The organism is Acinetobacter sp. RRD8 (assembly GCF_031844225.1).
Taxonomy (GTDB): domain Bacteria; phylum Pseudomonadota; class Gammaproteobacteria; order Pseudomonadales; family Moraxellaceae; genus Acinetobacter.
This window is the reverse complement of record NZ_JAUZUU010000014.1, coordinates 1-25,806: the sequence shown is the minus strand read 5'-3', so window position 1 is coordinate 25,806 and position 25,806 is coordinate 1. Positions and strand designations below refer to the sequence as shown.

Annotated in this window: 27 protein-coding genes; 16 read left to right on the top strand and 11 right to left on the bottom strand. The window is 45.3% G+C overall.

The genetic code is table 11. The features are described 5' to 3' along the window. The first annotated feature begins 56 nt into the window (after positions 1-56). From hcaE to Q9R24_RS11765, 9 genes are all read left to right on the top strand, one after another. Positions 57-1,424, top strand: a complete 1,368-nt coding sequence (gene hcaE / locus Q9R24_RS11805) for a 3-phenylpropionate/cinnamic acid dioxygenase subunit alpha (RefSeq protein WP_004278520.1) — start codon at positions 57-59, stop codon at positions 1,422-1,424. Beyond that, positions 1,421-1,939: a 3-phenylpropionate/cinnamic acid dioxygenase subunit beta gene (gene hcaF / locus Q9R24_RS11800; RefSeq protein ID WP_191111986.1), complete on the top strand. Its 519-nt coding sequence runs from the start codon at positions 1,421-1,423 to the stop codon at positions 1,937-1,939. Before hcaE ends, hcaF begins: the two co-directional genes overlap by 4 nt. Beyond that, on the top strand, positions 1,939-2,265 hold the full coding sequence (gene hcaC / locus Q9R24_RS11795; RefSeq protein ID WP_004278517.1) for a 3-phenylpropionate/cinnamic acid dioxygenase ferredoxin subunit: 327 nt from the start codon (positions 1,939-1,941) through the stop codon (positions 2,263-2,265). The genes hcaF and hcaC overlap by 1 nt, the downstream gene beginning before the upstream one ends. A gap of 2 nt (positions 2,266-2,267) precedes the next feature. Next, entirely contained in the window at positions 2,268-3,083 is an 816-nt protein-coding gene (gene hcaB, locus Q9R24_RS11790; RefSeq protein ID WP_004278515.1) for a 3-phenylpropionate-dihydrodiol/cinnamic acid-dihydrodiol dehydrogenase, read from the top strand. Positions 3,084-3,156: 73 nt separating this feature from the next. Continuing rightward, complete coding sequence (locus Q9R24_RS11785) at positions 3,157-4,122, top strand: 3-carboxyethylcatechol 2,3-dioxygenase (protein ID WP_005245895.1); 966 nt, start codon at positions 3,157-3,159, stop codon at positions 4,120-4,122. A gap of 4 nt (positions 4,123-4,126) precedes the next feature. After that, positions 4,127-5,353, top strand: coding sequence for a 3-phenylpropionate/cinnamic acid dioxygenase ferredoxin--NAD(+) reductase subunit (gene hcaD / locus Q9R24_RS11780; protein ID WP_311204576.1), 1,227 nt, complete (start codon positions 4,127-4,129; stop codon positions 5,351-5,353). A 168-nt stretch (positions 5,354-5,521) separates the two neighbouring features. Beyond that, the gene (locus Q9R24_RS11775) at positions 5,522-6,406 is read left to right on the top strand and encodes an EamA family transporter (RefSeq protein ID WP_311204575.1); all 885 of its coding nucleotides are present in this window, start codon (positions 5,522-5,524) and stop codon (positions 6,404-6,406) included. 202 nt (positions 6,407-6,608) lie between these two features. After that, complete coding sequence (locus tag Q9R24_RS11770; RefSeq protein ID WP_005261714.1) at positions 6,609-7,544, top strand: cation diffusion facilitator family transporter; 936 nt, start codon at positions 6,609-6,611, stop codon at positions 7,542-7,544. A gap of 406 nt (positions 7,545-7,950) precedes the next feature. Next, positions 7,951-9,006 (top strand): MBL fold metallo-hydrolase, encoded by a 1,056-nt coding sequence (locus tag Q9R24_RS11765; protein ID WP_219308282.1) that lies wholly within the window; start codon positions 7,951-7,953, stop codon positions 9,004-9,006. Here the strand turns inward: Q9R24_RS11765 and Q9R24_RS11760 are convergent. The 3 genes from Q9R24_RS11760 to Q9R24_RS11750 all read right to left on the bottom strand — a co-directional run bounded on the left by Q9R24_RS11760 (position 8,996) and on the right by Q9R24_RS11750 (position 11,455). Continuing rightward, on the bottom strand, positions 8,996-9,406 hold the full coding sequence (locus Q9R24_RS11760) for a DoxX-like family protein (protein WP_311204574.1): 411 nt from the start codon (positions 9,404-9,406) through the stop codon (positions 8,996-8,998). The genes Q9R24_RS11765 and Q9R24_RS11760 overlap by 11 nt on opposite strands. Further along, on the bottom strand, positions 9,396-9,839 hold the full coding sequence (locus tag Q9R24_RS11755; RefSeq protein ID WP_311204573.1) for a DCC1-like thiol-disulfide oxidoreductase family protein: 444 nt from the start codon (positions 9,837-9,839) through the stop codon (positions 9,396-9,398). Before Q9R24_RS11755 ends, Q9R24_RS11760 begins: the two co-directional genes overlap by 11 nt. Before the next feature lie 95 nt (positions 9,840-9,934). Beyond that, positions 9,935-11,455, bottom strand: coding sequence for a catalase (locus Q9R24_RS11750; protein ID WP_311204572.1), 1,521 nt, complete (start codon positions 11,453-11,455; stop codon positions 9,935-9,937). Between the two features lie 619 nt (positions 11,456-12,074). On the opposite strand from Q9R24_RS11750, the gene Q9R24_RS11745 reads away from it, so the two are divergent. Continuing rightward, on the top strand, positions 12,075-12,254 hold the full coding sequence (locus tag Q9R24_RS11745; protein WP_311204571.1) for a hypothetical protein: 180 nt from the start codon (positions 12,075-12,077) through the stop codon (positions 12,252-12,254). Here the strand turns inward: Q9R24_RS11745 and Q9R24_RS11740 are convergent. The 3 genes from Q9R24_RS11740 to Q9R24_RS11730 all read right to left on the bottom strand — a co-directional run bounded on the left by Q9R24_RS11740 (position 12,251) and on the right by Q9R24_RS11730 (position 15,663). After that, complete coding sequence (locus tag Q9R24_RS11740; RefSeq protein ID WP_311204570.1) at positions 12,251-12,751, bottom strand: hypothetical protein; 501 nt, start codon at positions 12,749-12,751, stop codon at positions 12,251-12,253. The two genes, Q9R24_RS11745 and Q9R24_RS11740, sit on opposite strands and share 4 nt — an antisense overlap. Before the next feature lie 42 nt (positions 12,752-12,793). Further along, a complete protein-coding gene (gene ptsP / locus Q9R24_RS11735) occupies positions 12,794-15,091 on the bottom strand; it encodes a phosphoenolpyruvate--protein phosphotransferase (protein WP_071852343.1) in 2,298 nt (765 codons plus the stop codon). Between the two features lie 89 nt (positions 15,092-15,180). Continuing rightward, positions 15,181-15,663: an RNA pyrophosphohydrolase gene (locus Q9R24_RS11730; RefSeq protein ID WP_004278502.1), complete on the bottom strand. Its 483-nt coding sequence runs from the start codon at positions 15,661-15,663 to the stop codon at positions 15,181-15,183. A 182-nt stretch (positions 15,664-15,845) separates the two neighbouring features. Here Q9R24_RS11730 and Q9R24_RS11725 point away from each other — a divergent pair, with 182 nt between their 5' ends. Beyond that, complete coding sequence (locus tag Q9R24_RS11725) at positions 15,846-16,496, top strand: HAD family hydrolase (RefSeq protein WP_311204569.1); 651 nt, start codon at positions 15,846-15,848, stop codon at positions 16,494-16,496. Positions 16,497-16,657: 161 nt separating this feature from the next. Next, positions 16,658-16,906 carry a DUF2789 family protein gene (locus Q9R24_RS11720; RefSeq protein WP_071852210.1) on the top strand — a complete coding sequence of 83 codons (249 nt, stop codon included), beginning with the start codon at positions 16,658-16,660 and terminating at the stop codon, positions 16,904-16,906. Between the two features lie 48 nt (positions 16,907-16,954). Here the strand turns inward: Q9R24_RS11720 and ovoA are convergent, their stop codons facing one another. From ovoA to Q9R24_RS11705, 3 genes are all read right to left on the bottom strand, one after another. Continuing rightward, positions 16,955-19,129, bottom strand: a complete 2,175-nt coding sequence (ovoA, locus tag Q9R24_RS11715; protein WP_311204568.1) for a 5-histidylcysteine sulfoxide synthase — start codon at positions 19,127-19,129, stop codon at positions 16,955-16,957. 149 nt (positions 19,130-19,278) lie between these two features. After that, positions 19,279-20,154: a LysR family transcriptional regulator gene (locus tag Q9R24_RS11710; protein ID WP_005107972.1), complete on the bottom strand. Its 876-nt coding sequence runs from the start codon at positions 20,152-20,154 to the stop codon at positions 19,279-19,281. Between the two features lie 190 nt (positions 20,155-20,344). After that, positions 20,345-20,581, bottom strand: coding sequence for a DUF2061 domain-containing protein (locus Q9R24_RS11705; RefSeq protein WP_311204567.1), 237 nt, complete (start codon positions 20,579-20,581; stop codon positions 20,345-20,347). A gap of 259 nt (positions 20,582-20,840) precedes the next feature. Between Q9R24_RS11705 and leuC the strand changes: the two genes are divergently transcribed. From leuC to leuB, 4 genes are all read left to right on the top strand, one after another. After that, positions 20,841-22,274 carry a 3-isopropylmalate dehydratase large subunit gene (gene leuC, locus Q9R24_RS11700; RefSeq protein ID WP_311204566.1) on the top strand — a complete coding sequence of 478 codons (1,434 nt, stop codon included), beginning with the start codon at positions 20,841-20,843 and terminating at the stop codon, positions 22,272-22,274. Between the two features lie 21 nt (positions 22,275-22,295). Continuing rightward, positions 22,296-22,946, top strand: coding sequence for a 3-isopropylmalate dehydratase small subunit (leuD, locus tag Q9R24_RS11695; protein WP_138742831.1), 651 nt, complete (start codon positions 22,296-22,298; stop codon positions 22,944-22,946). Positions 22,947-23,033: 87 nt separating this feature from the next. Continuing rightward, complete coding sequence (locus tag Q9R24_RS11690) at positions 23,034-23,597, top strand: hypothetical protein (RefSeq protein WP_004729459.1); 564 nt, start codon at positions 23,034-23,036, stop codon at positions 23,595-23,597. A gap of 42 nt (positions 23,598-23,639) precedes the next feature. After that, positions 23,640-24,719: a 3-isopropylmalate dehydrogenase gene (gene leuB / locus Q9R24_RS11685; protein WP_311204565.1), complete on the top strand. Its 1,080-nt coding sequence runs from the start codon at positions 23,640-23,642 to the stop codon at positions 24,717-24,719. A gap of 73 nt (positions 24,720-24,792) precedes the next feature. Here leuB and Q9R24_RS11680 read toward each other — a convergent pair whose 3' ends face one another. After that, positions 24,793-25,191 (bottom strand): hypothetical protein, encoded by a 399-nt coding sequence (locus Q9R24_RS11680; RefSeq protein WP_311204564.1) that lies wholly within the window; start codon positions 25,189-25,191, stop codon positions 24,793-24,795. A 144-nt stretch (positions 25,192-25,335) separates the two neighbouring features. Next, on the bottom strand, positions 25,336-25,716 hold the full coding sequence (locus Q9R24_RS11675) for a hypothetical protein (RefSeq protein WP_253160188.1): 381 nt from the start codon (positions 25,714-25,716) through the stop codon (positions 25,336-25,338). Positions 25,717-25,806: the final 90 nt, after the last annotated feature.

Genomic DNA, 25,806 nt, shown 5'->3' with positions numbered 1-25,806 from the left:
GTTGAAAAGTTGAGTCTATTACTTTGTGCCAAAGATAGGTCACAGGAGAGCTTTTCATGAGTGGAAAAATTGATGTGCGCGAAATCGATGCTTTAGTCGATGCACAAAATGGACGTATTACGCCATCTATTTATACAGATCCTGACATTTACGAATTAGAACTCGAACGTGTTTTCGGTCGTACTTGGTTATTCCTTTGCCATGAAAGCCAAATTCCTAAGGCTGGTGATTTCTTCAACACCTACATGGGTGAAGATCCAATCATTGTGGCACGTCAAAAAGATGGCTCAATCAAAGCATTTTTAAACCAGTGTCGTCACCGCTCTATGCGTGTAAGCTTCGCTGACTGTGGTAATACCCGTGCATTTACTTGCCCGTACCACGGCTGGTCATACGGCATTGACGGTTCTTTAAAAGATATCCCGCTTGAAGATCGTGCTTACCCACATGGGGCATGTAAAGAGCAATGGGGTCTGGTTGAAGTGAATCGTGTGAAGTCTTACAAAGGCTTGGTATTCGCTTGTTGGGATGAAACCACACCTGACCTAGAAGAATACATGGGTGATATCGCTTGGTACTTAGATGGCGTTGTTGACCGTCGTCCAGGTGGTACTGAAATCATTGGTGGTGTACACAAGTGGGAAATCGAGTGTAACTGGAAGTTTGCAGCGGAACAGTTTGCATCTGACCAATACCACGCATTGTTCTCTCACGCTTCTGCGATCCAAGTATTGGGCGCGAAACCAGATGACGAATCTTCTAAGAAATTAGGTGCTGCGCAAACTGCTCGTCCAGTTTGGGAAACTGCGAAAGACGCGATCCAGTATGGTTCACGCGGTCATGGTTCAGGCTTCTTCTTCACAGAGAAACCAGACGCAAACGTGTGGGTTGACGGTGAAGTTGCCAACTACTTCCGTGAAACGTACGACGAAGTTAAAGAGCGCCTAGGCGAGACTCGTGCACTGCGTCTTGCAGGTCACAACACCATGTTCCCAACTTTGTCTTGGTTGAACGGTACTGCAACACTTCGCGTATGGCACCCACGTGGTCCAAACAAAACTGAAGTATGGGCATTCTGTATTGCTGATGCTGAAGCATCTCAAGAAGTGAAAGAAGCATTTGAACGTTCTGCAACGCGTGCCTTTGGTCCAGCCGGTTTCCTGGAGCAAGATGACTCTGAAAACTGGATCGAGATCCAAAAAGTTTTACGTGGTTATAAAGCGCGTCAAAACAAACTCATTATGGAAATGGGTAAAGGCAACGAAAAAGTACGTGAAGATGGTATCCCGGGGATCACCAACTACATTTTCTCTGAAACTGCAGCACGTGGTATGTACCGCCGCTGGGCAGATTTATTGATCCATGAAAAATGGGAAGACGTGGAAAAAGCAGCTGACGAATATGAGAAGGAGCTTATGAAATGAGTCAAATCAGCTTAGAACTTCATCACCAAATTAGTCAGTTCCTTTATCGCGAAGCAAAATTGCTAGACGATTGGAAATTCCGCGAATGGTTAGATACCTTAGCTGAAGATATTTCTTACACGCTACGTACCACACCAAACGCACAAACCCGTGACCGTCGTCGTTCAGTTGAACCACCTACCACTTGGGTGTTCAACGATTCGAAAGACCTTTTAGAGCGTCGTGTAGCACGTCTTGAGACTGGTATGGCTTGGGCTGAAGAGCCTCCGTCACGTACCACCCACATGGTGAGCAACGTGATCGTAGAGCCAACTGAAGTTGAAGGCGAATACGACGTGTACGTAACTTACTTGTTATACCGTACACAGAAAGAGAAAGACGTCGTGATTTACTGTGGTAAACGTCATGACAAGATCCGTAAAGTTGAAGGTGGCTTAGGCTTCCAAATCTTCAACCGTAAGATCACGCTTGACCAAGTTACTTACAGTTCACATAACCTGAGTGTGTTCTTCTAATGAATAAGATTTTTGTTTGCCAAGTTGACGAATTAGACGAAGGCGAAGCGTTAAAAGTAGATTGTGGCGTAAACGGTATCGAAGCGCTGGCTGTATTTAACAATGGCGGTGAATTCTTCGCTATGAACGATAAATGCAGTCATGGTAATGCTTCTATGTCTGAAGGTTACCTTGAAGATGATGGTACTGTTGAATGTCCATTACATTCAGCTCGTTTCTGTTTAAAAACAGGTGAAGCATTATGTCTACCTGCAACTGATCCAATCAAAACGTTCCCAGTGATTGTTGAAGATGGTCAATTGTTTGTAGAGATGGCAGGAGAGTAAGCATGGGTTGGCTACAAGGCGAAGTTGCACTTATTACTGGTGGTGGTTCAGGCTTAGGCTGGGCTTTGGTCGAGCGTTTTATTGAGGAAGGTGCACAAGTTGCGGTTCTTCAACGTTCAAAAGCTAAAGTGGATGCATTAAATGAACACTTCGGTGGAAAAGTTCTTGCGATCGAAGGTGATGTAGCCAGCTATGCAGATAACGTTCGTGCAGTTCAAGCAACTGTAGAACGTTTCGGTAAACTCGATTGTTTCGTTGGTAATGCCGGTATCTGGGATCATTACGCTGATATCGTCAATACCTCTGGCGAGCAGCTGGAAAAAGCCTTTGACGAGATTATGGGGATTAATACCAAGTCTCTGATCTTGGGCGCGAAAGCTGCACTGGATGCATTGATCGCTTCTGAAGGTTCTATCATATTTACTTTGTCTAATTCGGCACTGTACTCCGCTGGCGGAGGCCCTGTATATACTGCATCTAAGCATGCGGGTGTCGGGATTATGAAAGAACTGGCTTACGAGCTTGCGCCTAAAGTACGAGTGAACGCTGTTGCACCGTCAGGTATGAATGTGAATATCAAAGGTGCGGCATCGCTGGGTCAGGAAAATGTGGGCCTGCTCGATGCACGTGATCCTGAGAAAATTGCACGTGGCATGCCACTGAATTTCTTGCCTGAACCGGAAGATATGACCGGTTCATACGTGCTGTTGGCATCTCGTCAAAACAACCGTCCTTTGACTGGTGTTCTGATCAATGCAGAATGCGGTCTGGGTATTCGTGGCCTACGTCAGCCACGTGCAGGTTTCTTTGACGAATAAACATCTAGTCTCATTCAAATGGACTTACCGGCAGCCTCTTCTCTCAGGGCTGCTTTCCTTCTAGGAGTCTCTCATGGCCGTTAAACTTATTTGTGCATCGCACAGTCCTTTAATGGAATTTGCTTCACCTCAAGATCAATCAAAAAAGCAAAAAGTTCGTGCTGCTTTTGAAAAACTCTCTGCTGAAGTAAAAGCTTACGACCCAACCCTGATCATCACTTTTGGTCCAGATCATTTTAATGGTTTCTTCTATGACCTGATGCCAAGTTTCTGCGTCGGTATTCGTGCCAAAGCTGCAGGTGACTGGGATTATGGCAAGGACAATGACCATATTGATGTACCTGAAGACAAGGCATTAGATCTGGTTCGACGTGTACTGGATGAAGGCGTGGATGTTGCCTACTCATACCGTATGCAGGCTGACCATGGCGTGACTCAGCCCTTACATTTCCTGTGTGAAGGCAAACTTGACCGTTATCCAACGATTCCAATTTTTATTAATGGCGCTGCTGCACCTATGCCAACCACCAAGCGTACCATCGCTTTGGGCCGTGCTGTGGGTCAATACATCAAGTCTTTAAACCTTGAAAACGAGCGTGTGCTTGTTTTAGGTACCGGTGGTCTGTCACATGATCCACCTACACCGCAAATGGGTGCAGTACCGCCAGAAGTGGAAGAGTTCCTGATTGCAGGCCGTTATCCAACGCCTGAAGCACGTCATGCACGTCAATCCAAAATTATTGCAGTGGGTCAAAAGCTGGCAGCAGGGGATACGTCAGTTGCCGTGCCTCTGAATGCTGAATGGGATATTGCCCTGCTAGAAACCTTCAAGAACGCTGATTTTGCAACATTAGAAGCGATGACTGAAGCTGAAATCCGCCGTGATGGTGGTCGTGGTGGTCAGGAAGTCCGTTCTTGGATGGCTGCCTTCGCTGCCTTAAGCGAAATGGGTGAGTATGAAATGACCACGCATTGCTATGAAGACATCAGCGAATGGATTGCCGGCTTCGGTATCGTATCTGCAGAGTTAAAAGGTTAAGAAAATGAGCAACGTAAACAACATCGTGATCGTGGGTGCTGGCCAGGCAGGTGCGAGCGCAATTTTAGAACTTCGTGGCAACAAGTATGAAGGCAAAATTACCTTAATTGGTGATGAAAGCCATCTTCCTTATGAGCGTCCACCGTTGTCTAAAGATGTGATTCTAAAACCTGAAGAAACCAAGATCGAAATCCTGTCGGAACAGAAACTGGCAGATTTAGGGGTGGAAACAATTCGTGGAAATGGTGTGGCGAAAATCAACGCGACTGCGAAAACCGTTGAACTCCTTAACGGTGATGTTGTTGCTTATGACAAACTCTTGCTTGCAACAGGTGGTGCTGCGCGCCGTTTGCCTAATTTTGATGCTTTGGGCAAACATGTTTATACCCTGCGTAACCTGGAAGATTCACACGCGCTGGTGCCTGTGCTTCAAGCCGGTCGCCGTATCATCCTGATCGGTGGTGGCGTGATTGGTCTTGAGCTTGCCTCATCTGCACGTTACAAAGATTGTCAGGTGACTGTGATCGAAATGGGCCCAATGGTGATGGGTCGTTGTTCACCACAGATTCTGAGTGAATTCCTGCTGGAACAGCATCGTCAAAACCAGGTCGATGTGCGTCTTGAAACCAAGATTACAGATTGCCGTTTAGATGGTGAAGAAGTGGTGGTAACGCTGGAAGGCGGTGAAGAACTGCGTGCCGATGCTGTAGTTTACGGGATCGGGATCGTGCCAAATGCACAGCTTGCCGTAGATGCAGGTCTGGACGTTGATGTTGCGATTAAAGTCAATGAAAACTGCCAAACCTCGAATGCTGATATTTATGCAGCAGGCGATGTTGCGACTCAGTTACGTGACTGTGGCAATCACCGCCGTGTGGAAACCTGGGAAAATGCCAACCTGCAGGCAGGTATCTTTGCGCGTCACGTGATGGGTGTGGAACATCCGAAAGCCAATCCGGCCTGGTTCTGGACGGATCAGCTGAATATCAACTTCCAGTTTGTTGGTGATATGGCCGCAGCTGAATGGCATATTCGTGGTGAAATGGATGCAGCCAAAGGTGCAGACAATTCATTCGTGATGTATGGTGTGACCGATGGTCAGATCGTTGGCGGGATTACCGTGAATGCAGCCAAAGAAATGCGTCATTTGAAAAAAATGATCAGCAAAAATACGGCGTTTGATGTTGAAAAACATTTGGATATCGCACAAGACTTACGCAAAATTGCTTAAGTTGTATTGAGATATCTTGGGACAGACCTATGTTTTGCATAGGTCTGTTTTTTATGCACGAAACTTGATGAATTTATCAAAAATTAAAACTTCATCTCAGCATGAATTCGCTATACGCTATTTTTGAAGTTGCTGATCCAGAACTTCTTGGCCTCGTTTAGGAGACTTATGAGTTCTTCATCATCATTGCCGGTCACGGCAAGTATTTACGCTTTATTGGTACTGATCTGGGCAGCAACGCCACTGGCGATTGTCTGGAGCGTGGCCGAGATTCACCCGATGTGGGTGCTGATCATTCGCTATTTCGGTGCCTCGGTTATTGCACTGTTCCTGCTGAAGATCATGCGCGACCAGCTGCCTTTTGACCGTACTTCAATGAAAAGTTATCTGGCAGGCAGTTTGAATTTAATCGGTGCGCAGCTGTTTATTTATCTGGCAGCCAATTATTTAACCTCAGGGTTGATGGCACTAATTTTTGGTTTTTCACCGCTGATCGCTGGTTTGATCGGGCATATGATTTTAAAAACCCATAAACTGATCTGGCTGCAATGGCTCGGCATGGCAGTGGCCGTCGCCGGTTTATGTTTTGTTTTTGCCGACTCGGCAGACAGCAAGATCAATCCCTGGGGGGTGGTGCTGATGCTGATCAGTATGGTGTCTTATATCAGCTCGATCTTCTGGGTTAAGCAGATCAGTGCACCCTTGAGTCCGATGTCGCAAGCGACGGGTTCATTGCTGGTCTCCGCGGCTGGTTCACTCGTTTTAGTACCGTTTATCTGGCAACATATGCCGACTCAGTTGCCTAGCACACAGGCAATGATCGGTTTCGTATTTACCATGATCATGTCCTCGATTGTGGCAATGCTGTGTTATTTCTGGCTGATTCGCCGTCTAAATGCTTCGACCGTCTCATTGAGTAATGTGATGACGCCGGTAATCGCTCTGGTATTGGGAGCAACCTTAAATCATGAAATTATCAGCAGTCATGCTTTTGCCGGTATTGCGGTGGTGATGTTCGGGATCATCATGTATTTCTGGAAAGAGTGGCGCTAGCAGTATTTTTCCAAGCATTAAAACTGTAAAAATCAAAAGGGCGAAAGCCCTTTTATTATTTGAGTGGAGAGTAAAGTGATTCAACAACGTGAGAGATCATGACTAAGCAACAATTTGTAAAACAACTTTCAAAAATAAATGATTAAGATTTTGATACATAAATCATTAAAGCTTGCACAAGCTTATTTAGGACAGTGTCAGGATGTCTGAATCCAATAAAATCGTAGTTTATGCAGCCCTGTTTGGTAATCTGGCGATTGCGCTGGTGAAATTTGTTGCGTCCTATATAACCAATAGTTCTGCCATGTTCAGTGAGGCAATTCATTCCGTAGTAGATACCTTGAATGAAATTTTACTGTTATATGGCATGAAAAAATCAGAAAAACCGGCAAATGCCAAACATCCTTTTGGTTATGGGCGTGAACTGTATTTTTGGGCCTTTATTGTGGCACTGATGGTTTTTGCCCTGGGTGCGATTGTGTCCATCTATCAAGGGATACAGCATATTCTTCAGCCTGAAGTCATGCAGGATCCATTGATCAATTATATTGTGCTGGGTCTGGCGATTCTTTTTGAAGGATTTTCATGGTCAGTGGCTTTAAAAACCTTTCGTAAACAAAAGGGAAATCTGGGATATTTTGAAGCCTTTCGACACAGTAAAGATCCAACGACCTTTACCGTGTTATTTGAAGATACTGCCGCCCTGGTCGGCTTGGTGATTGCTCTGGTCGGTATCTTTCTGGCGCATCAACTGAATATTCCTGAATTGGACGGTGCCGCATCGATTTTAATTGGTATTGTTCTGGCGGTTTCTGCCTGGTTTCTGGCACGTGAAACCAAAGGTTTGTTACTGGGTGAAACGGCAGATCCAAAACTGCGTGAAGATGTATTGAACATTGCTCAACAGGATGCGGCCGTTTTCAGCGCCAATGGGGTATTGACTGAGCAGATGGGCGCTCAGCAAGTCATTGCATCATTGAGTCTGGAATTTAAAGATGATTTAACTTCTGATGAAATTGAAGCCTGTGTCAACCGGATCGAAGCGCAGATTAAACAGCTGCACCCGGAAATTATTGCTTTATTTGTGAAACCCCAAACCAAGGCCGTATGGCTGGAACGAACTCAAGGTCGTGTATAAAGATCTAAAAAACGCTTGAGGTTGGTATTTTGATCTCAACTTGCCTTTCTCGCACAATTGATGTGATGATACTGAGGTATGGCGAATTTCATCATAAAATCATCAATGGGCAGACATGCTTTTGTCAGCATGGGCTTATAAATATTGAGTATCATTTTGTATTTTTAGACAGAAGGACAAGAGCAATATTTTTCTAGATAATCCAAGACTTCAGCCAGCCATAAGGTCGATGAAATGCCATTTTTTTGCTAAAAATAACAAAAACATACATGATTTTCTGTGACGGATTTCATACTATGTTGTAGTGTGCCTGTTTTTAGTTTGTATGCTCATTAAAAGATGCACCGCTTGACCATTTCAAGAGGTTGTTGTCTTGCATATAGCGAATAATAAATAGTGGATGTTTATGCAAGATCTTCTCAAAACTAAAAAATTCCAGTTAATCACGGAATCCAGTTGGAAACATCTCTGGTCTAAGCCAGTGTTTGAGTATCTGCATTCAGATCATTTCGACGGAAAACAGTTTCGTAATCTTGAGCATGCTTCTCTATCGCGTGGTCGCTTTGATTTATACAAATGGCTCATTACCCGAAAATCCAAAACCTGGAATGTTAATCTTGATGAAGAGCGTGCCGAGTTTTTTTCTCGTCCGCGCGCATTGCCACAGCAGCGTCCAGATGCAGCTCTGGATGACTGGCAAGTTTGGTTTATTGGTCACGCCACCACATTAATTCAGATCGGCCCCTATAACTTCCTGACTGATCCGGTTTGGGCTGAATATGCCAGTCCATCGGCTTCCACAGGGCCGCAGCGGGTCATTCCGGCTGGCATTGCTCTGGATGAGTTACCCCAGATTGATGCTGTACTACTTAGCCATAACCATTATGATCATATGGATCTGGCCAGTCTGGAATGGCTGTACAACACTTTTGAGATGCCGATTTATACCGGTCTGGGTAATGCCTGGTATTTGCCAGAACATTATACCGTGCATGAAATGGACTGGTGGGAAAATGCCTTTTTTGAAGAGATCCGGATTGTCTATACGCCGGCTCAACATGCCTCAGGACGTGGCATGCGCGATCAGAACTGTGCACTTTGGGGAGGCTTTTCTTTATTACATGGTAAGGAACATTGTTTCTTTGCCGGAGATAGCGGCTACGCCTCGCATTTTAAAGAAATCCGTAAACGTCTGGGTGCACCGCGGATTGCCTTGCTTCCGATAGGAGCGTATGAGCCACGTGAACTGATGCGTGCGATCCATATGAATCCGGAAGATGCCTTTCATGCCCATCATGACTTACAGGCCAAATGTTCACTGGCGATTCATTACCGTACTTTTCAGCTCACGGATGAAGACCGGGATGCACCGGAACATGAGTTACATGAGATCATCAAGCATTCTTCCAAGTTGATTAATCCATTTTACTGCATACGGGAAGGCAAGCGGATTATTGTCTAAATGTTTTACTCTGTTCCTGTAGGATGAGTTGAATGGCCACTACAGAAAGCATCAGCATGGCGGTATTCATCACCACAGGATTGAATGCTGCAGTAAGTTGCAACGGGGCTGTGAATGCAATCAGCAGTAGTAATCCAGCAAGTCCGAGAATATTCAACCCATGCAAGAGTATGGACCGGTTCCATTTCAGAAAGCATAAGCCAAATAGCATTTCACATCCTCCGGAAAGCCCAACCAAGACTTTGGCCAGTGCCAGCTCAAAACCCATATTTTGCCAAATGTTAATTTCAGCGGGTGATTGGAACAGAATTTTTGGAATGAGTCCCTGATAGAGCCATAGTATGACCAAAGTCAGCTGGATAGTACGCAGTGGTTGTAGGAATACAGGTTTAGGATTCACGAACAGCTTCTTCCAGAAAATGACGTTTATTTTCGCTGGATGGAATCAGGCAATACTCGGTTTTGCCAAACAGCGTATAACGATTTAAAGCGACCACACGATACAGAAAATCCCGGATAAAACGCGGAACCAAATAACCTGCGCTCATTAAATTAAAGGGAAAACCGAGATGCTGCAGCGCCTTCAGTAATGCAGTCGATTCCGTATAGAGTGTGCCATCTTGAATGACGAGCATGGTGGTGTAATGTTCAGTGGACATCTGATAATGTTCGAGCAGTGCTGTACCTAAAGGCGATTGGGCGGAAACCAGTTTAAACTGTATCTTCTTATCGTATTGAATCACAAACCGTGCCCAGCCATTACAGACCACGCAAACAGCATCAAACACAATGATGTCGTGTTGTTGAATGATATCTTCAATATTCGGATGCATTGTTGTATTTCTTTTTGTGCTGACTTGCTTCTATAGTGCTTGATGCCGCAATAAAAAACCACCCGAAGGTGGTTTCTATACATGTCTAAACTGGCTTAGAGAAAGCTAGGCAAACCTTTGGCTGGATCGGTTTCACGTGCTGCTTGGGCATCTGCTACAGTCATGCCGAGTGCTTGTGCTACGCCTTCGCCGTAGGCTGGATCACAGCTATAACAGTTGCGGATGTGACGGTATTTGATGAAATCTAGTGCATCACCCATCGCTCCGGCCGTGTTATTAAACAGAGCCTGTTTCTGCTGGTCATTCATCAGGTTGAACAGGGCACGGGGTTGGCTGAAGTAATCATTGTCATCTTCACGGAAATCCCAGAAATCGGCATCACCGGTGATTTTCAATGGTGGCTCTCTGAATTCCGGCTGCTCCTGCCACTGGCTAAAACTGTTCGGCTCGTAATGTGGCAATGAACCATAGTTGCCATCCATGCGGCCTTGACCATCACGGCGGTTCGAATGTACAGGACAACGTGCAGCATTGACTGGAACCTGTGAATGATTCACGCCAACACGGTAACGCGCTGCGTCGGCATAGTTCACTAAACGTGCCTGTAACATACGGTCAGGTGAGTAGCTGATGCCCGGTACAAGATTACTTGGTGCAAAGGCTGCCTGTTCTACATCCTGGAAATAGTTTTCCGGATTGCGGTTCAGTTCGAATTCACCGACTTCAATCAGTGGATAATCGCCCTTTGGCCAGACTTTGGTCAGGTCAAATGGATGATAAGGCACTGTTTCGGCTTCCAGTTCTGGCATGACCTGAACGTACATTTTCCATTTTGGATAGTCACCACGTTCGATGGCATCAAACAGGTCGGTCTGGCTGCTTTCACGGTCTTTAGCAATCAAGTCTGCAGCTTCAGCATCGGTCAGGTTTTGAATACCTTGCTGGGTACGCATATGGAATTTTACCCAGAAGCGTTCATTCTTGGTATTGATAAAGCTGAAGGTATGGCTGCCAAAACCATGCATATGACGGTAACCAGTCGGGATCCCACGATCTGACATGACAATAGTCACTTGATGCAAAGCTTCGGGTAAGAGTGTCCAGAAATCCCAGTTATTGGTGGCACTGCGTTTGTTGGTTTTCGGGTCACGCTTGACTGCTTTATTCAGGTCAGGGAATTTGCGGGCATCCCGCAGGAAAAACACCGGGGTGTTATTGCCGACCAGATCCCAGTTGCCTTCTTCAGTATAGAATTTTAAGGCAAAACCGCGAATATCACGTTCTGCATCGGCTGCGCCACGTTCACCTGCCACCGTTGAGAAACGCGCAAACATTTCGGTTTTTTTGCCGACTTCAGAGAAAATTTTAGCGCGGCTATATTGGGTAATATCATTGGTCACGGTAAAGGTGCCGAAAGCACCTGAACCTTTGGCATGCATACGACGCTCTGGAATCACTTCACGGACAAAGTTGGCCAGTTTTTCATTCAGCCATAAATCCTGAGCAAGCAAAGGTCCACGCGCACCTGCCGTCATACTGTTCTGGTTGTCGACCACAGGCGCACCAGCTTCAGTGGTCAGGTGGGTGACAGGGCATTTTTTAAAATCTTGGCTCATCTTTCCTCTCCAAGTTTTGAATATCTTGTGTCGTTTATCTAGTATTCATAAAATATTGAGATATACGCTAATCAAATCAGGTTTCACTATATTTACAATATCTTTAAATAAAGGGTGTTACAGCACAAAACGGAATTCAGGATATAATTGAGTGAGCTCACTCAAAACGTATTTTTAAAGTTAATAAAGTTTAAAATATTGAAAATTAAATGGTTACTTTTAAAAAGTAACGGGTTTTCCACTCTCTGACAATATCAAATTCTATATATTTTGAATAACTCAAATAATGAATGGGATTAAACGAAAATAACAATATCTAAGTCCATAATATGTTTTTATCAAAGGATAAAAATAATAAGTGAAAAGTGTTATTTAAAATACATTTTATAACTGATTTATTTTAAATAGTTTTTTAATCAAGTTTTGTTGGTCTGAAGAAACCCATAAAAATAATGAATGGAATAAGGGTGTTTTCTGGCTATAGCTCGCATTTTTGCATACAGAAAATCCTATCCAGATGGTCTTTATTTTTAAAAAAGCATTGGCAAATATGCTTGAAAATTAGTCAGTCGGCCCTATAATTATCTCACTCCTTCCTCAAAATCACATAGAGAGTAAAATGGCCAAGAAAAAAACAGCCGAGCAGGTAGTGATCCACAATTTTGTGGCAAAACACATGCATGAAGTCAACAAAAGCCAGGTTTTTGTAGATCGAAAGAAAAATTTAAAACGTGGCTACAACAAGCACAGACAAGGGCGATATTCCATGGAAGATCGCCCTTTTTTAATGGCCGCTTAAGGTCTGTAAGGTGGCTGGGGACGACGTGGGGGCTGCTTAGGATTAGTTTTAACTGGAGAGAGCGGGGCGACAGGCCGGTTGTTACGAGTTTGCGAATATTGATTTGGATACCGGGATGATGTTGTCGATTCATCCGCGATTAAGTCATTAAAGAATTTATTGAGTTTGCTTTGCACTGGTGCTTCATGGTGAGGGGAATGAGGCTGTGGTCTGGCCTGCTGAAAACTGGCAAATTGATCTTTTTGTTGGTGATAGAGTCTGGCAGCAATGACGGAGGGGTCATCTCTGCCTAAACGCCGCCGTTGCGATGCCGAAATTTCAATGCCCAATAATGGAGTCATTTTAGGCCGATCGGCATAGCTCATTGCTCGATTGCTGGCGGGGCGTATATAAGATGAACCGGAATTATGAGCTTCTTTGCGGGCAGCCAAGGCCGGTGCAAGAATGACCACATAGAACACCGCAACAATCATGAACAGGATGACCAGAAATTCCATAACCACCTCTACCACTGTCGAGGGACTGGAAAAAGTCCCGTATTAGGCACTCACCATACGTGATGCAGATTTCACCATATCCCCTAAACCATGGGTTCTGAAATAATATTCTAACCAGCTTTTTACCATGAGCGGATTGTCCATTTTTAACACATGTTGCAGCAATTCCTGTGCATCACTCATCGGAACATGACAAATGGTTTTACGTACCCGCAAAATATTACTGGAACTCATCGACAGGGTATTAAAGCCCATGGCCATGAGCAAAACTGCAGACAGCGGATCGCCCGCCATTTCACCGCAGATACTGACCGGTTTTTCATTACGATGACAGTCCTGCACCAGACGGGTCAGGGCACGCAGTACTGCAGGGTGTAAATGTGAATAGACATTGGCTACCCGTGGATTATTGCGATCCACAGCCAACAGATATTGGGTCAGATCGTTGGAGCCGACCGAGAAGAAATCCACCAGTTCGGAAAATTCATCAATCTGATGAAGCACACTCGGCACTTCCACCATGATGCCGAGTTTTGGTTTATTTACCTTGACCTGTTCTTCTTCTTGAATCGCCGCATGATCACGTTCCAGCAGGTAGAGGGCTTCTTCGACTTCGCTGACACTGGTCACCATCGGCAGTAGAATATGCAGGTTATTCAGTCCGATGCTGGCCTTGAGCATGGCGCGAATCTGTGAAGAAAAAATTTCTGGATGATCCAGAGTAAAACGAATGCCGCGCCAGCCGAGTGCCGAATTTTCTTCTTCAATCGAGAAATACGGCAGGTCTTTGTCGGCCCCAATGTCCAGCGTTCGCATCACCACCGGTTTATTGGCAAAATGACTGAGTTGCTGACGATAAATCGCACGTTGTTCTTCCTCGCCCGGGAAGCGGTCACGCAACATAAACGGAATTTCAGAACGGTATAAACCGACACCTTTGGCACCGCGCTGCACGCCACGCACCACATCAATCATCAGGCCGGTATTGACATACAGTTTTACTGCGACGCCGTCCGGAGTAATTGCATCTTTGGTTTCGTACTGGCGCAAATCTTTGGCAATCTGTTCTTCTTCTTTTTGAATTTCTTTATAGCGACTGCGCAGGCGCCGTGGCGGATTAATAAAGACCCGACCCTGATGTGCATCGACAATCATCTCTACATCATCGAGGGTGTTGATCGGCAGCTCAGTCACACCGACCACAGTCGGAATACCGAGAGCACGTGCCACAATCACCATATGCGAGTTCATGGCACCTTCAGTGGTGACAATCGCGGCAATTTTATCCACGGGCAGTTCAACCAGTGCAGCCGTCGATATTTCCTCACCAATTAGAATACTTTCATCGGTCAGTTCACGGTGACTGGCATCGGCTTCCTGTAAGCGCGCCAGAATGCGGCGGCCCAGATCTTTTAAGTCCGCCACCCGCTCACGTAAATAATCATCTTCCATCTGGGAGAATTGTGCCACATGATTGTCAATGACAATTCGCACGGCGCCTTGTGCCCAGTGACCTTCACGAATAAAAGCCTTGATTTCTGCAGGCAGGGCATTTTCATCCAGCATACGCAAGAACACGCTAAACAGTGCGCGTTCCTCGGCCATCAACGCATCCTGCATTTTGTCATCTAGCGACTGGATTTCTTCGCGGACTGAATTCAGGGCGTTATCTAATAGCTCCAGTTCTTCGCTAATGTCATCCGCTTCACGGTCAGGGACTGCGGCAAGATCTGCTGGCGGATAGAGAATCACTGCACGACCTAAGGCAATACCACCCGAGCCAGAAACTCCCTGAAAGGTTTTATAGGCGGGCAGGTTGCTTGGCTTGCGGAATACATCGATATTGCCGACGGCATGGGCATGGGCGATGACGCCAGAAAGCTGCGCACAGAGTGTCACCAGAAAGGATTCAGCAGCTTCAGAAAAGTCCTGTGATTCTTTGTTCTGAACCACCAGCACACCCATCACCTTACGGCGATACATCACTGGCACACCGAGGAAGGAGTTATAAATTTCCTCACCGGTTTCAGGTAAAAACAGGAAGCGCTCGTGTTTAGGGGCATTGTCCAGATTGACAATTTCCTCACGCTGTCCAACCAGGCCCACCAGACCTTCGCCGGTCTGCAAAGACACATGGCCGACAGATTCTGCATTCAGGCCTTTAGACGCCATGAGCAGATAACGCTGATTGCGTTCGTCGAGCAGATAGATCGAGCAGACATCAACCTGCATGGCCTCGGCCACATGTTTGACCATGATGTCGAGCGATTCATGCAAACTGGTGGACGCATTGATCTCCTGAACAATACGTCTCAAGGTGTCCAGTTGCATATTCGACATAAGGTCTGCTCCGTCTATTCAGAATTTCAGTAATGAAGTTTATTTATAACAATAGCCGCGTAAAAAATCTGCATTATTTATGCGATTTTTTAAGGTTTTTGCTGGGGCAGTTGCTGACACAACTCCACCAAGGCTTTGCGGTAAACATCACGTTTGAAATTCACGACTTGACCGAGTGGGTACCAATAACTGACCCATTGCCATTGATCAAATTCGGGCGGATCAGACAGATTCAACTGAATATGCTGAACGGGGGCCGTGAGTTTGAGTAAAAACCACTTTTGTTTTTGACCGATACAGACCGGATCAGAGTCCGTACGAATGTATCGATGCGGCAAACGATAGCGCAACCAGCCTTTGGTTTGCGCGACTATCTGGACGTGTTCGGGCAATAAGCCAACTTCTTCTCTCAGCTCACGATAGAGTGCCTGCTCAGGGGTTTCTCCATATTGGATCCCGCCTTGTGGAAATTGCCATGCATTATGACCAATGCGTTTTGCCCATAAGACCTGTCCAGCATCGTTTGCCAAAATGATCCCGACATTCGGTCGGAAACCTTCAGAGTCGATCATTTGGCTACCTAAAAATTGTTTAATTTATGCCTTTGCCATCGGGGAGCATTATTTCGTTATCCAACTCGAAAAAAGCAAAGTTTAAAAATGTTAAAATTGCTATGATCTTAACGAATTTCTATCGACTAGCGGAGATAGATTTACAATTTTTTTCTTAAATTTCAGTTTTAACGAGTATTTTCATGAAATTGGCGCTATTTGATCTCGATCACACCTTGTTAAACACGGATTCGGATCATTCTTGGGGAGAGTTTTTGGTCAGTGAGGGCCTGGTCGATCCAGTTCAGCATCGCGCCATGAACGACAAGTTCTATGACGATTATAAAAAAGGCCAGTTAGATCCCTATGCCTATAATGAATTTGTGTTCCAGTTTCTGACCAAACATGACAATGATTATCTGGTTGAATTACATCAACTGTTCATGCAAAAAGTCATTCGTCCACAAATGCGTCCTGAAGGTTTTAAAGCCATTGAGCGCCACCGTGAAGCAGGGCATGCCTTAGTGGGTATTACCGCAACTTCAGACTTTATTACCGCCCCCATTTTTCGTGAATTCGGAATTACTGAAATTATTGCCACCAATGCTGAAGTCATTGATGGGAAATATACTGGTAAAGTCATCAATACAGCGTGCTATCAGCAAGGCAAGCTGGTGCGTCTGGAACAATGGCTAGAAGGTCGCGATGTAACCGAGTCTTGGGCCTATTCAGATTCGATTAATGACCGTTTCTTGCTGGAATATGCGGATCATGCCATTGCAGTCAATCCGGATGATCGCTTGGAAACTCTAGCCCAAGAACAGGGTTGGGAAATACAGGACTGGTCGATATAACTAGTCCAGCTTTATTAATGTGATTTATTTAGCACAACTTCGGTTGTGCTTTTTATTTGCCTCAATGGAATATTAATGTTTTTTCACAGTCCGGCTGAATCAGACATGCTATGCTCGAAAAACAGGACATGATAACAATAGTAGATTCTGAGGTATGAGATATGACTCACGTTCGACCGCGTATGACACATCTGTTCCAACAGCTTGGCTTGGATGCCAGTGCAGAAGGTATTGCAACATTTATTCACGAGCATCAATTGCATAAAGATCTGACTTTACTGGATGCGCCGTATTGGTCAGAGGCACAACGTCAATTTTTAAGCGAGAAAATAGCATCTGATGGCGAATGGGCGATTGTGGTAGATCAACTCAATGAATCCTTACATGAAAATTCAACCAGTGAAGGATGATTAAAAAGCCAATCGTATGATTGGCTTTTTTAGGCCATCACCTTACCTTTAGCGAATCCGTTTCCAGATCGTGACTTGTGACAGCGTGTGTTGATACTTTCTGGCCGTTTCCCGAATCACAAAAGGCATATCTTGGGGTTCGGCCACCAATTCAAAGTGCTGGGTTAAAATGTTGGAAATACCAGCCAAGGTCGTGATGTTTTCCCCATCCTGCTGAAAACCGCCCAACCATTCACTACGCGCCGTATGTTCTTCCAGCCAGGTATAAGGTGAACTCAGCATTAAAATGCCACCTATATTCATACGTTTATGAATCTGCACCAAAAAGTCTTTCGGATGATGCAAACGGTCAATCAGGTTCGCCGCCAGAATAAAATCATAGCCGCTAAAATGTGCTTTCAGGTTGCAGGCATCTGCCTGAAAAAATTCCGTTTTAGATGCAAGCTGATCCAAAGCGACATCTTCAAGTGAACAGCTTTTTTCTTCGCTTAATTCACCTTCTAGTGGCAGTTGATAACGTACCCTGTGGCCTTGGGCCAAATAAACTGCCTGTTGGATAAAGCGTGCAGAAAAGTCCAGACCGGTCACTTGATCAAAATAGCGTGCCAGTTCAAAGCTGGCGCGGCCGGTAGCACAGCCAATATCTAAGGCACGATGACATGGCGTTTGCTGAAAATAGGGTTGTGCCAGATGGACCAGTGTTTTGGCAAAGTTGGCAACACCAAAATATTCATCACCGTACTGGAATTCCAGATATTGGGAGACCAGCTGGTCGCTTTCATAGTTCGAAGGGAAATGTTGCAGTGCCTGATCAGAGGCGACGTAGCGAAAACCGGCATGCTGAAAGAAATGCCGTCTGAAGGCATAACGGGAACTATATAGGGCTTCATTGCCCGCCGAAATCCAGGAGCCACCTTTCATCAGGTTATGGCGGCCGTCAAAGGTCGGTGTGCTGAAATCATCATAAAACGGATGCACCTGAAAACCCTGAAATGGATAGATCGGAGTTTCAGTCCATTGCCAGACATTGCCCTGAATATCGTAAAAATCGCCCTGCTTGAAATGATCGACCGGACAGGAACTGGTACCGTATTTCAATTCAATATTGGCCTGTTCAGGACTCGGTAAATCTGAATCCAGATCGGAAACCGCATACAGGCGATACCATTCATCTTCAGTCGGCAAGCGAATGGTTTTTTCCAGCTGTTGCGATTTCCACTGACAAAAGGCCTTGGCTTCATGATAATTCACTTCTACCGGCCAGTCCCAAGACATCGGCACTTCTTCCAGCATCAGTCGCAATGACCAGCCTAATTCAGTTTTGCGCCAGAAACAGGGATGAGCAGCTTGTGAAAATTGCAGCCAGCCTAGACCTTCTTCACTCCAGTATTGTTCGGTCTGATAACCTTGTGCTTCGACAAAGGCCAGAAATTCCTGATTCGATACCAGATATTTGGAAGCTGCAAAAGCCGCTACCTGCGCTTCATGCTGGCCGTATTCATTGTCCCAGCCATAAAATGGATCGTTAAAATATTTCTGCAAAAGCACCTTGCCGTTAGGTACCTCCAGTAAGTGGTTATCCGGAGCTATACCGGTAATGATATTGGCGCGCCACTGCGGATGCTGGCGTACATGTTCCAAAGCATGCTGGCGAATCAGCACGGAAGAAGTTTCCAGATGAATCCGTTCATGTTCGATGCCCATAATGACCGTCCACCACGGATTTTGCCAGTTTAAGGGCAGAGTCAGCGGAGCATGCTCAAGAATATTCAAAATCAGGGCACGTACCTGATGCCGATAATCACGGACTTCCTGCACACTGGGCCAGTCATAATGTACTTCGTCCAGGTCATCCCAGCTCATCTCGTCCACACCGATTGCAAAGATACTTTCAAAATGCGGATTTAAGCGTTCGCTAATTAGCTTGCTGAGCAGTAGTTTATTGACAAAAAAAGTGGCGGTATGCGCAAAATAAAAAATTAGCGGATGACGTAAAGTAATTGGTTTGATGAAAAAAGCATCTTCATGCTTGAGGCATTCAAACAGTTGCTCATAGGTGTCAAAGGTATTCAGGAAATATTCGCGCAGGCCGTGCCGGGCAGTCTGTTCATTGGCAAAATCAAGTGCCGGCGTGGGCAGCAGCATCGGTTTGGCCGAAAGCCATAGGCTGCTTGTATTGGTTTTGTCTTGAGAGTGGGATTTTAGGGGAGAATCGAGCTGCATCCGTCAGGCTCCATCGAATAGTTTAAGCATTCCTCTGCACTGCAAAAGAATGGAATTGTCTTAAAAATACTCGAAAGATATCGCCAGATGGGGTGTATTTAGGTAACAAAATGCTGCACCGTTTTGGATGCAGCATGTTCAGGAACAGCTTAAATAGACAGCGAGGCGCCTTGCATGAGCTGAACCAAAGCCTGTGCCGCTTTGGACTGCGTACGACCCGGATGCCAGACCATGCCCAAGCGACGGTTCATTTCCAGATTAATATCTAGTTGGTGAAGGTCATGATTGACCAAAGTTTTTGGCAGTACCGACCAGCCTAAGCCAATCGATACCAGCATCCGGATTGATTCCAGCGGATTATTGCTCATACTGACTTTCGGTTTAATACCCTGTTTTTCAAATTCGGCCAAAGTAATTTGCGAGGTATAGGTCTGTGATGATGGCAACAGGCTTGGATAGTCGAGCAAATCTTCCAGACACAGATTTTTTTGCTGTGCCAGCGGATGAAACGGTGCCACCACAAAGACCAGAGGATCATTCCAGATGGTTACGTAATTCAGACGCGCATCACCACGGGGCGGCAAGGTTAAAAATGCCAGTTCCAGATCGCCGGCAATTACCTGTTCATGTGCTTGCTCGGAATCAACAAAATGCACATCCAGGGTCACGTCCGGATATTCCTGGACATAATGGCGCAAATGACTCGGCAGATGATGCAGGCCAATATGATGACTGGTACCAATTTTTAGTTTGCCCTGTACCTGACCCTGTTCATGGCTCAAGGTATAATGAATATCACCGAGTTCATTCAGCCAGTTTTTCACTTTAGGCAACAGAGAGTGCGCCGCGTGGGTGGCCTGTACACCACGTCCGGCAGATTCAAACAGCTTGACCCCAAAGTATTCTTCCAGACTGTGAATACGTTTGGTGACAGCAGGCTGGGTAATGAAGAGCTGATCTGCGGCCAGAGAAATCGAACCGGTTTCCATGACTTTCACGAAGGCTTCAAAGGCTGCGAGATTCATCTTAATCACCTATAAAGAATTTTTATGTGTAAATATATTATTGTTATATTTTAAGAATAAATCAAAGTAAAATTAGCTCATCTATGTTGCAGTGCTGAATTACTATACATTTTCAAAGCCTTGGCATTTTAAAAACTAAAAAAGACCACCTATAAAGGCAGTCTTTCATCAGGAACCTCGACTGAAGAGTTTAGACGGTAATGTCCTCATTCTGCTGTTGGTCATTACGCTCCCAGATTTTTTCATGGAAGAAGAAAGCCACTGCCTGTACCGTTGGCTCTAATAAACTTAAGGCAATGGCCATGGTCAAACTGCCGGTTACCAAGTAACCCACAATCATCGCCACAGTAATGTGCATAATGTAGTAGCTGAAGGTCTTTTTGAACATGCGCTGGTTGTTGTCTACAAAGCGTTGAATATGTGCCATGTCGAAGTTCCTTAAAAATAATCTCTGTCGATGAAGAAATAATAATAATTCTCATTTGATTTGTAAAAGGGAATATTTTTTATAACTTAATCGGAAAATTAGATTTATGACAATATAGCTAAAGCATGATTTGATTCAGCTTTTAAAAGATTCCAAAAAGTTTTTTAACTGATAAAAATGATAAATTAGATTTATGTGATTGCAGCGATATAATCAAAATCAGAGAAAGAATTTACCCAGTCCAGTGGAGTACATCGACATGGCAGGCGCAACCCAAACAGCAAAAACATTATATGATAAATTGTGGGACGACCATTTAGTAACGCAACGTGATGATGGTTCTGCCTTACTGTACATCGACCGTCACTTATTACATGAAGTGACTTCTCCACAGGCCTTTGAAGGTTTGCAATTGGCCGGGCGCAAGCCATGGCGTTTAAGCGCGAATATTGCCACACCGGATCATAACGTACCGACCTCGAAAAAAGAGCGTGAACAGGGTGTTGCCGGAATTGAAGATGAAACCTCGCGCATCCAGGTACAAACTTTGGATGATAACTGCAAGACCTTTAATATTGTTGAATTTGATATTAATGATATCCGTCAGGGCATCGCGCATGTGGTCGGGCCGGAGCAAGGCTTGACCTTGCCGGGCATGACTGTGGTCTGTGGTGATTCGCATACAGCAACCCATGGTGCTTTTGGCTGCTTGGCGCACGGTATCGGTACATCAGAAGTTGAACATGTATTGGCGACCCAATGTCTGGTTCAAAAGAAGATGAGAAACATGTTAGTGCGCGTTGACGGCAAATTAGGTCAAGGTGTGACACCAAAAGATGTAGTCTTGGCGATTATTGGCAAGATTGGTACCGCAGGTGGTACAGGCCACGCGATTGAATTTGGTGGGCAGGTGTTCCGTGACATGTCAATCGAAGGTCGTATGACCGTGTGTAATATGGCGATTGAAGCCGGTGCACGCGTGGGTATGGTCGCTGTCGATGACAAGACTATTGAATATGTTAAAGGCCGTCCTTATGCGCCGACTGCAGAACAGTGGGATCAGGCTGTTGCTTACTGGAATACTTTACATTCAGATGATGACGCATACTTTGATACGGTTGTCGTGTTGCAAGGTGAAGAAATTGAGCCACAAGTGTCTTGGGGAACTTCTCCTGAGATGGTGATTCCAGTGTCTCAAGCAGTACCGACTTTAGAACAAGCCAAAGACGATGTACAACGCAATGACTGGAACCGTGCTTATCAATATATGGGCTTAAATGCCGGTCAGGCCTTGGCTGAGATTCAGCTGGATCGTGTCTTTATCGGTTCGTGCACCAATTCGCGTATTGAAGATATCCGTGCTGCAGCCGAAGTGATCAAAGGTCGCAAAGTCGCATCTTCAATCAAACAGGCGATGGTGGTTCCGGGTTCGGGTCTGGTGAAAGCTCAGGCAGAAGCGGAAGGCTTGGACAAGGTATTTGTAGAGGCAGGCTTCGAATGGCGTGAACCTGGCTGTTCAATGTGCCTGGCAATGAATGCAGACAAGTTGCAACCGGGAGAGCATTGTGCCTCGACTTCGAACCGTAACTTTGAAGGTCGTCAGGGCAATGGCGGTCGTACTCATCTGGTGAGTCCAGCCATGGCAGCCGCTGCTGCGATTGCAGGTCACTTTGTTGATGTTCGTTCATTTTAATTGGTACGTAGGAGCACAGACATGAAAGCTTATACCGTTGAACAAGGTATCGTTGCACCTTTAGACCGTGCCAATGTCGATACAGATTTAATTATTCCAAAACAGTTTTTGAAATCGATCAAACGTACCGGTTTCGGTGACAATTTGTTTGATGAATTACGTTACTTGGATGAAGGTTATCCAGGTCAGGACAATTCAGTTCGTCCGATCAATCCGGACTTTGTCTTGAACCAGCCACGTTATCAGGGTGCGTCTATTTTAATTTCACGTGCCAACTTTGGATGTGGTTCTAGCCGTGAACATGCGCCGTGGGCTTTGAGTGAATACGGTTTCCGTACTGTTATTGCGCCAAGCTTTGCCGATATTTTCTTTAATAACTGTTTTAAAAACGGTATGTTGCCCGTGATTTTGGCTGAAGATATTGTTGAGCAGTTATTTAAGGAATGTGCGGCAGATGAAGGCTATCAACTGACCATTGACTTGCAGGCACAAGAAGTTCGCACCCCTACAGGTGAAAGCTTTAAGTTCGAAGTCGATCCATTTCGCAAGCATTGCCTGTTAAATGGTCTGGATGATATTGGCTTAACTTTGCAGGTGGCGGATGATATTCGTGCCTATGAAGAAAAAACCAAACAATCGCGTCCTTGGGTATTTGCCGAAATTCATGGATAAATCAGTAAAAATTGTCATGGCATGACTGCGATGCCCTTGCTAATATCGGAAGATTATTGAGTTTTTTGATTGGGTAAGACAGACATTATGGCGAATTATTGGAAACAGTGGCTTGCTTTAAGTTCAGTATCGGTGCTGTTGACTGCATGTCAAAGCATCGACACGATGAAACTCAAACATGCCAAAGAAAATACTGAGAGCAAAAGCAATGCCCTGATCTACTGTACAGGGACGCCAGATTGTCAGTTCGAACGCTTCAATCAGACCATTATTGTCAACGCCGACAATGGCCGCATCAGTGATGAGGCGCTGAAGCAGAAACTGGTGCGCTTGCAGGCCAAAAATTTAAATCAGGCCAATCCGATTTATTTATCTGTGCCGGCAGGACAGCATGAACTGGTCGTGCGTTTTTATCCGATCAGTAAGGATAAAGCGGAAACTTTACATGTATTCCATCGTTTTCAGGCCAATAACCGCTATAGCTTAAAAATGTTTCGTGACCGTAGTGCGCGTAGCAGCAGTTTATTAAATTCTTCGGCGCCGGATCCGCTTTGCGTAGATCTGGTACAAGAGCAAAAAACCATTCGTCGTTTTTGCAAACCCTATAATGCAGTCACCGGGATTGCAGAGTTTGTAGAAAAGAAAATTTAACCTCTGTCAGGTCTGAATCTGACGTTTTAAACGGAAAATCTCATGTCTAAACAAATTTTGATTTTAGCTGGTGACGGCATCGGCCCTGAAATTGTAAAAGCCGCAGAGCAAGTACTCACACGCGTAAATGAAAAATTTAATCTTGATTTGACATGGGAACAGGGCTTACTCGGTGGTGCAGCCATTGATGCACATGGTTCACCGTATCCAGACGTGACCTCTGAACAGGCCAAAAAAGCCGATGCGATTTTACTTGGTGCCGTGGGCGGTCCAAAATGGGATACGATTGAGCGTTCAATTCGTCCGGAACGTGGTTTATTGAAATTACGTAGTGAACTGAACCTGTTTGCCAACTTGCGCCCAGCGATTCTTTATCCGCAACTGGCTGATGCTTCAAGCTTAAAACCTGAAATCGTAGCGGGTCTGGATATTCTGATTGTGCGTGAATTAACGGGTGGTATTTACTTCGGTCAGCCACGCGGTATTCGTGAACTGGAAAATGGCGAGAAGCAAGGCTATAACACTGACGTTTATTCAGAGTCTGAAATCAAGCGTATCGCCAAAGTCGCCTTTGAAATGGCCAACTTGCGCGGTGGTAAAGTGTGTTCAGTGGATAAAGCCAATGTGCTTGAAGTGACTGAGCTGTGGAAACAGACAGTGACTGCGCTGAAAGATGCCGAATACCCTGAAATTAATTTATCGCATATGTATGTCGACAATGCCGCAATGCAACTGGTGCGTGCGCCAAAGCAGTTTGACGTGATTGTCACCTCGAATCTGTTCGGTGATATCCTGTCTGATGAAGCTGCGATGTTGACCGGTTCAATCGGCATGTTGCCATCGGCATCTCTGGATGAAAATGGCAAGGGCATGTATGAGCCTTGTCATGGTTCTGCACCAGATATCGCCGGTCAAAACCTGGCAAATCCATTGGCAACGATTCTTTCGGTGGCGATGATGCTGCGTTATACCTTCCGTGAAGAAGCCGCTGCTAAAGCCATTGAAGATGCAGTAGGTCAGGTCTTGGATCAAGGCTTGCGTACGGCAGATATCATGTCTGAAGGCATGCAAAAAGTCGGTACGGTTGAAATGGGTCAAGCAGTCGTTGCTGCATTGAGCTAAGCCTGTTTTGATTCAAAAAAACGCAGCCTTGAGCTGCGTTTTTTTATAATAGAAATTTCAAAGCTTAAACCCCTTAACAGGTTCGGCCTGTGGTGCGTACCGCGGTCGCAATATTATCTTTGAGTAAGAAGGTGATTTTACATTGCAATTTGACGTCGTAGCCGCCGGCAGGACTTACTGACACTGGAATCGGTACAGTGCCTGTTCCTGTGGCAGGAAACTGCGCTACAGGCAAAGGAATGGTAATGGGGCGTTGTACCACATAGCTTAATTGCTTGGCGCTGCGTTCAGGCCCACTGATCTGCTGGTAACCTAAACGTTTTAGATCCAGAGTTTGATCGATCAGTTGGCTGCTTTGCCCAATGAACTGTTGTAAATAGGCATCACGCTGTGCAGTCGTTGAGGAGGTGGTGCTGCATGCACTAAGCAAACCCAAGGCTGTGCAGCATGCTAAAATCAGTGTGAACTTCATGAGTTATCCTCACACCAAATAAAATGAGTGTAAGCGCATTCCATGCAAAAATACTGTTGTGATTTGATACACGGTAGAAGTTTAGCGTGGTGAGGTTGATCCCTGATTTAATTAGATACAGGCTTTGAACTCGATGAGTACAGCTTAGCAAGCTCTACCGGTATAGCGGATGGCTTGAACAATTTCATCTTTTAGGTCAAACCAGATTTGGCATTTCATCTCAATGTTATAACCACCATTTGAGGGCATCGGCATTGGTGCACCGATCGAGATACTCTGACTAATATTCGGCGTGCCCATCGGAATATTCATATCCCGAAAAATAGTGTAGCTGAGAGATTCTGCGGTTTGAATCGGTTGCTGGGAGGTCTTGAATCCCATTGCGCGAAGATCAAGCTGGCTACGAACCTGTGCTGCAGTTTGACCCACATAAGGTTGTAGAGACTGATGCAGATGCTGATTGCCGCCGGTAGCGCACGCAACGAGAAACAAGCTGGAAAGTAGGGACAAGCATTTCATATTCATTGTTTTTATACCTGTTGTTTTAATTCAATGAATAGTTGTGAATTTATAAGACTGTGTCAAATTATTTTATTGATTGATAAATAATTCAAG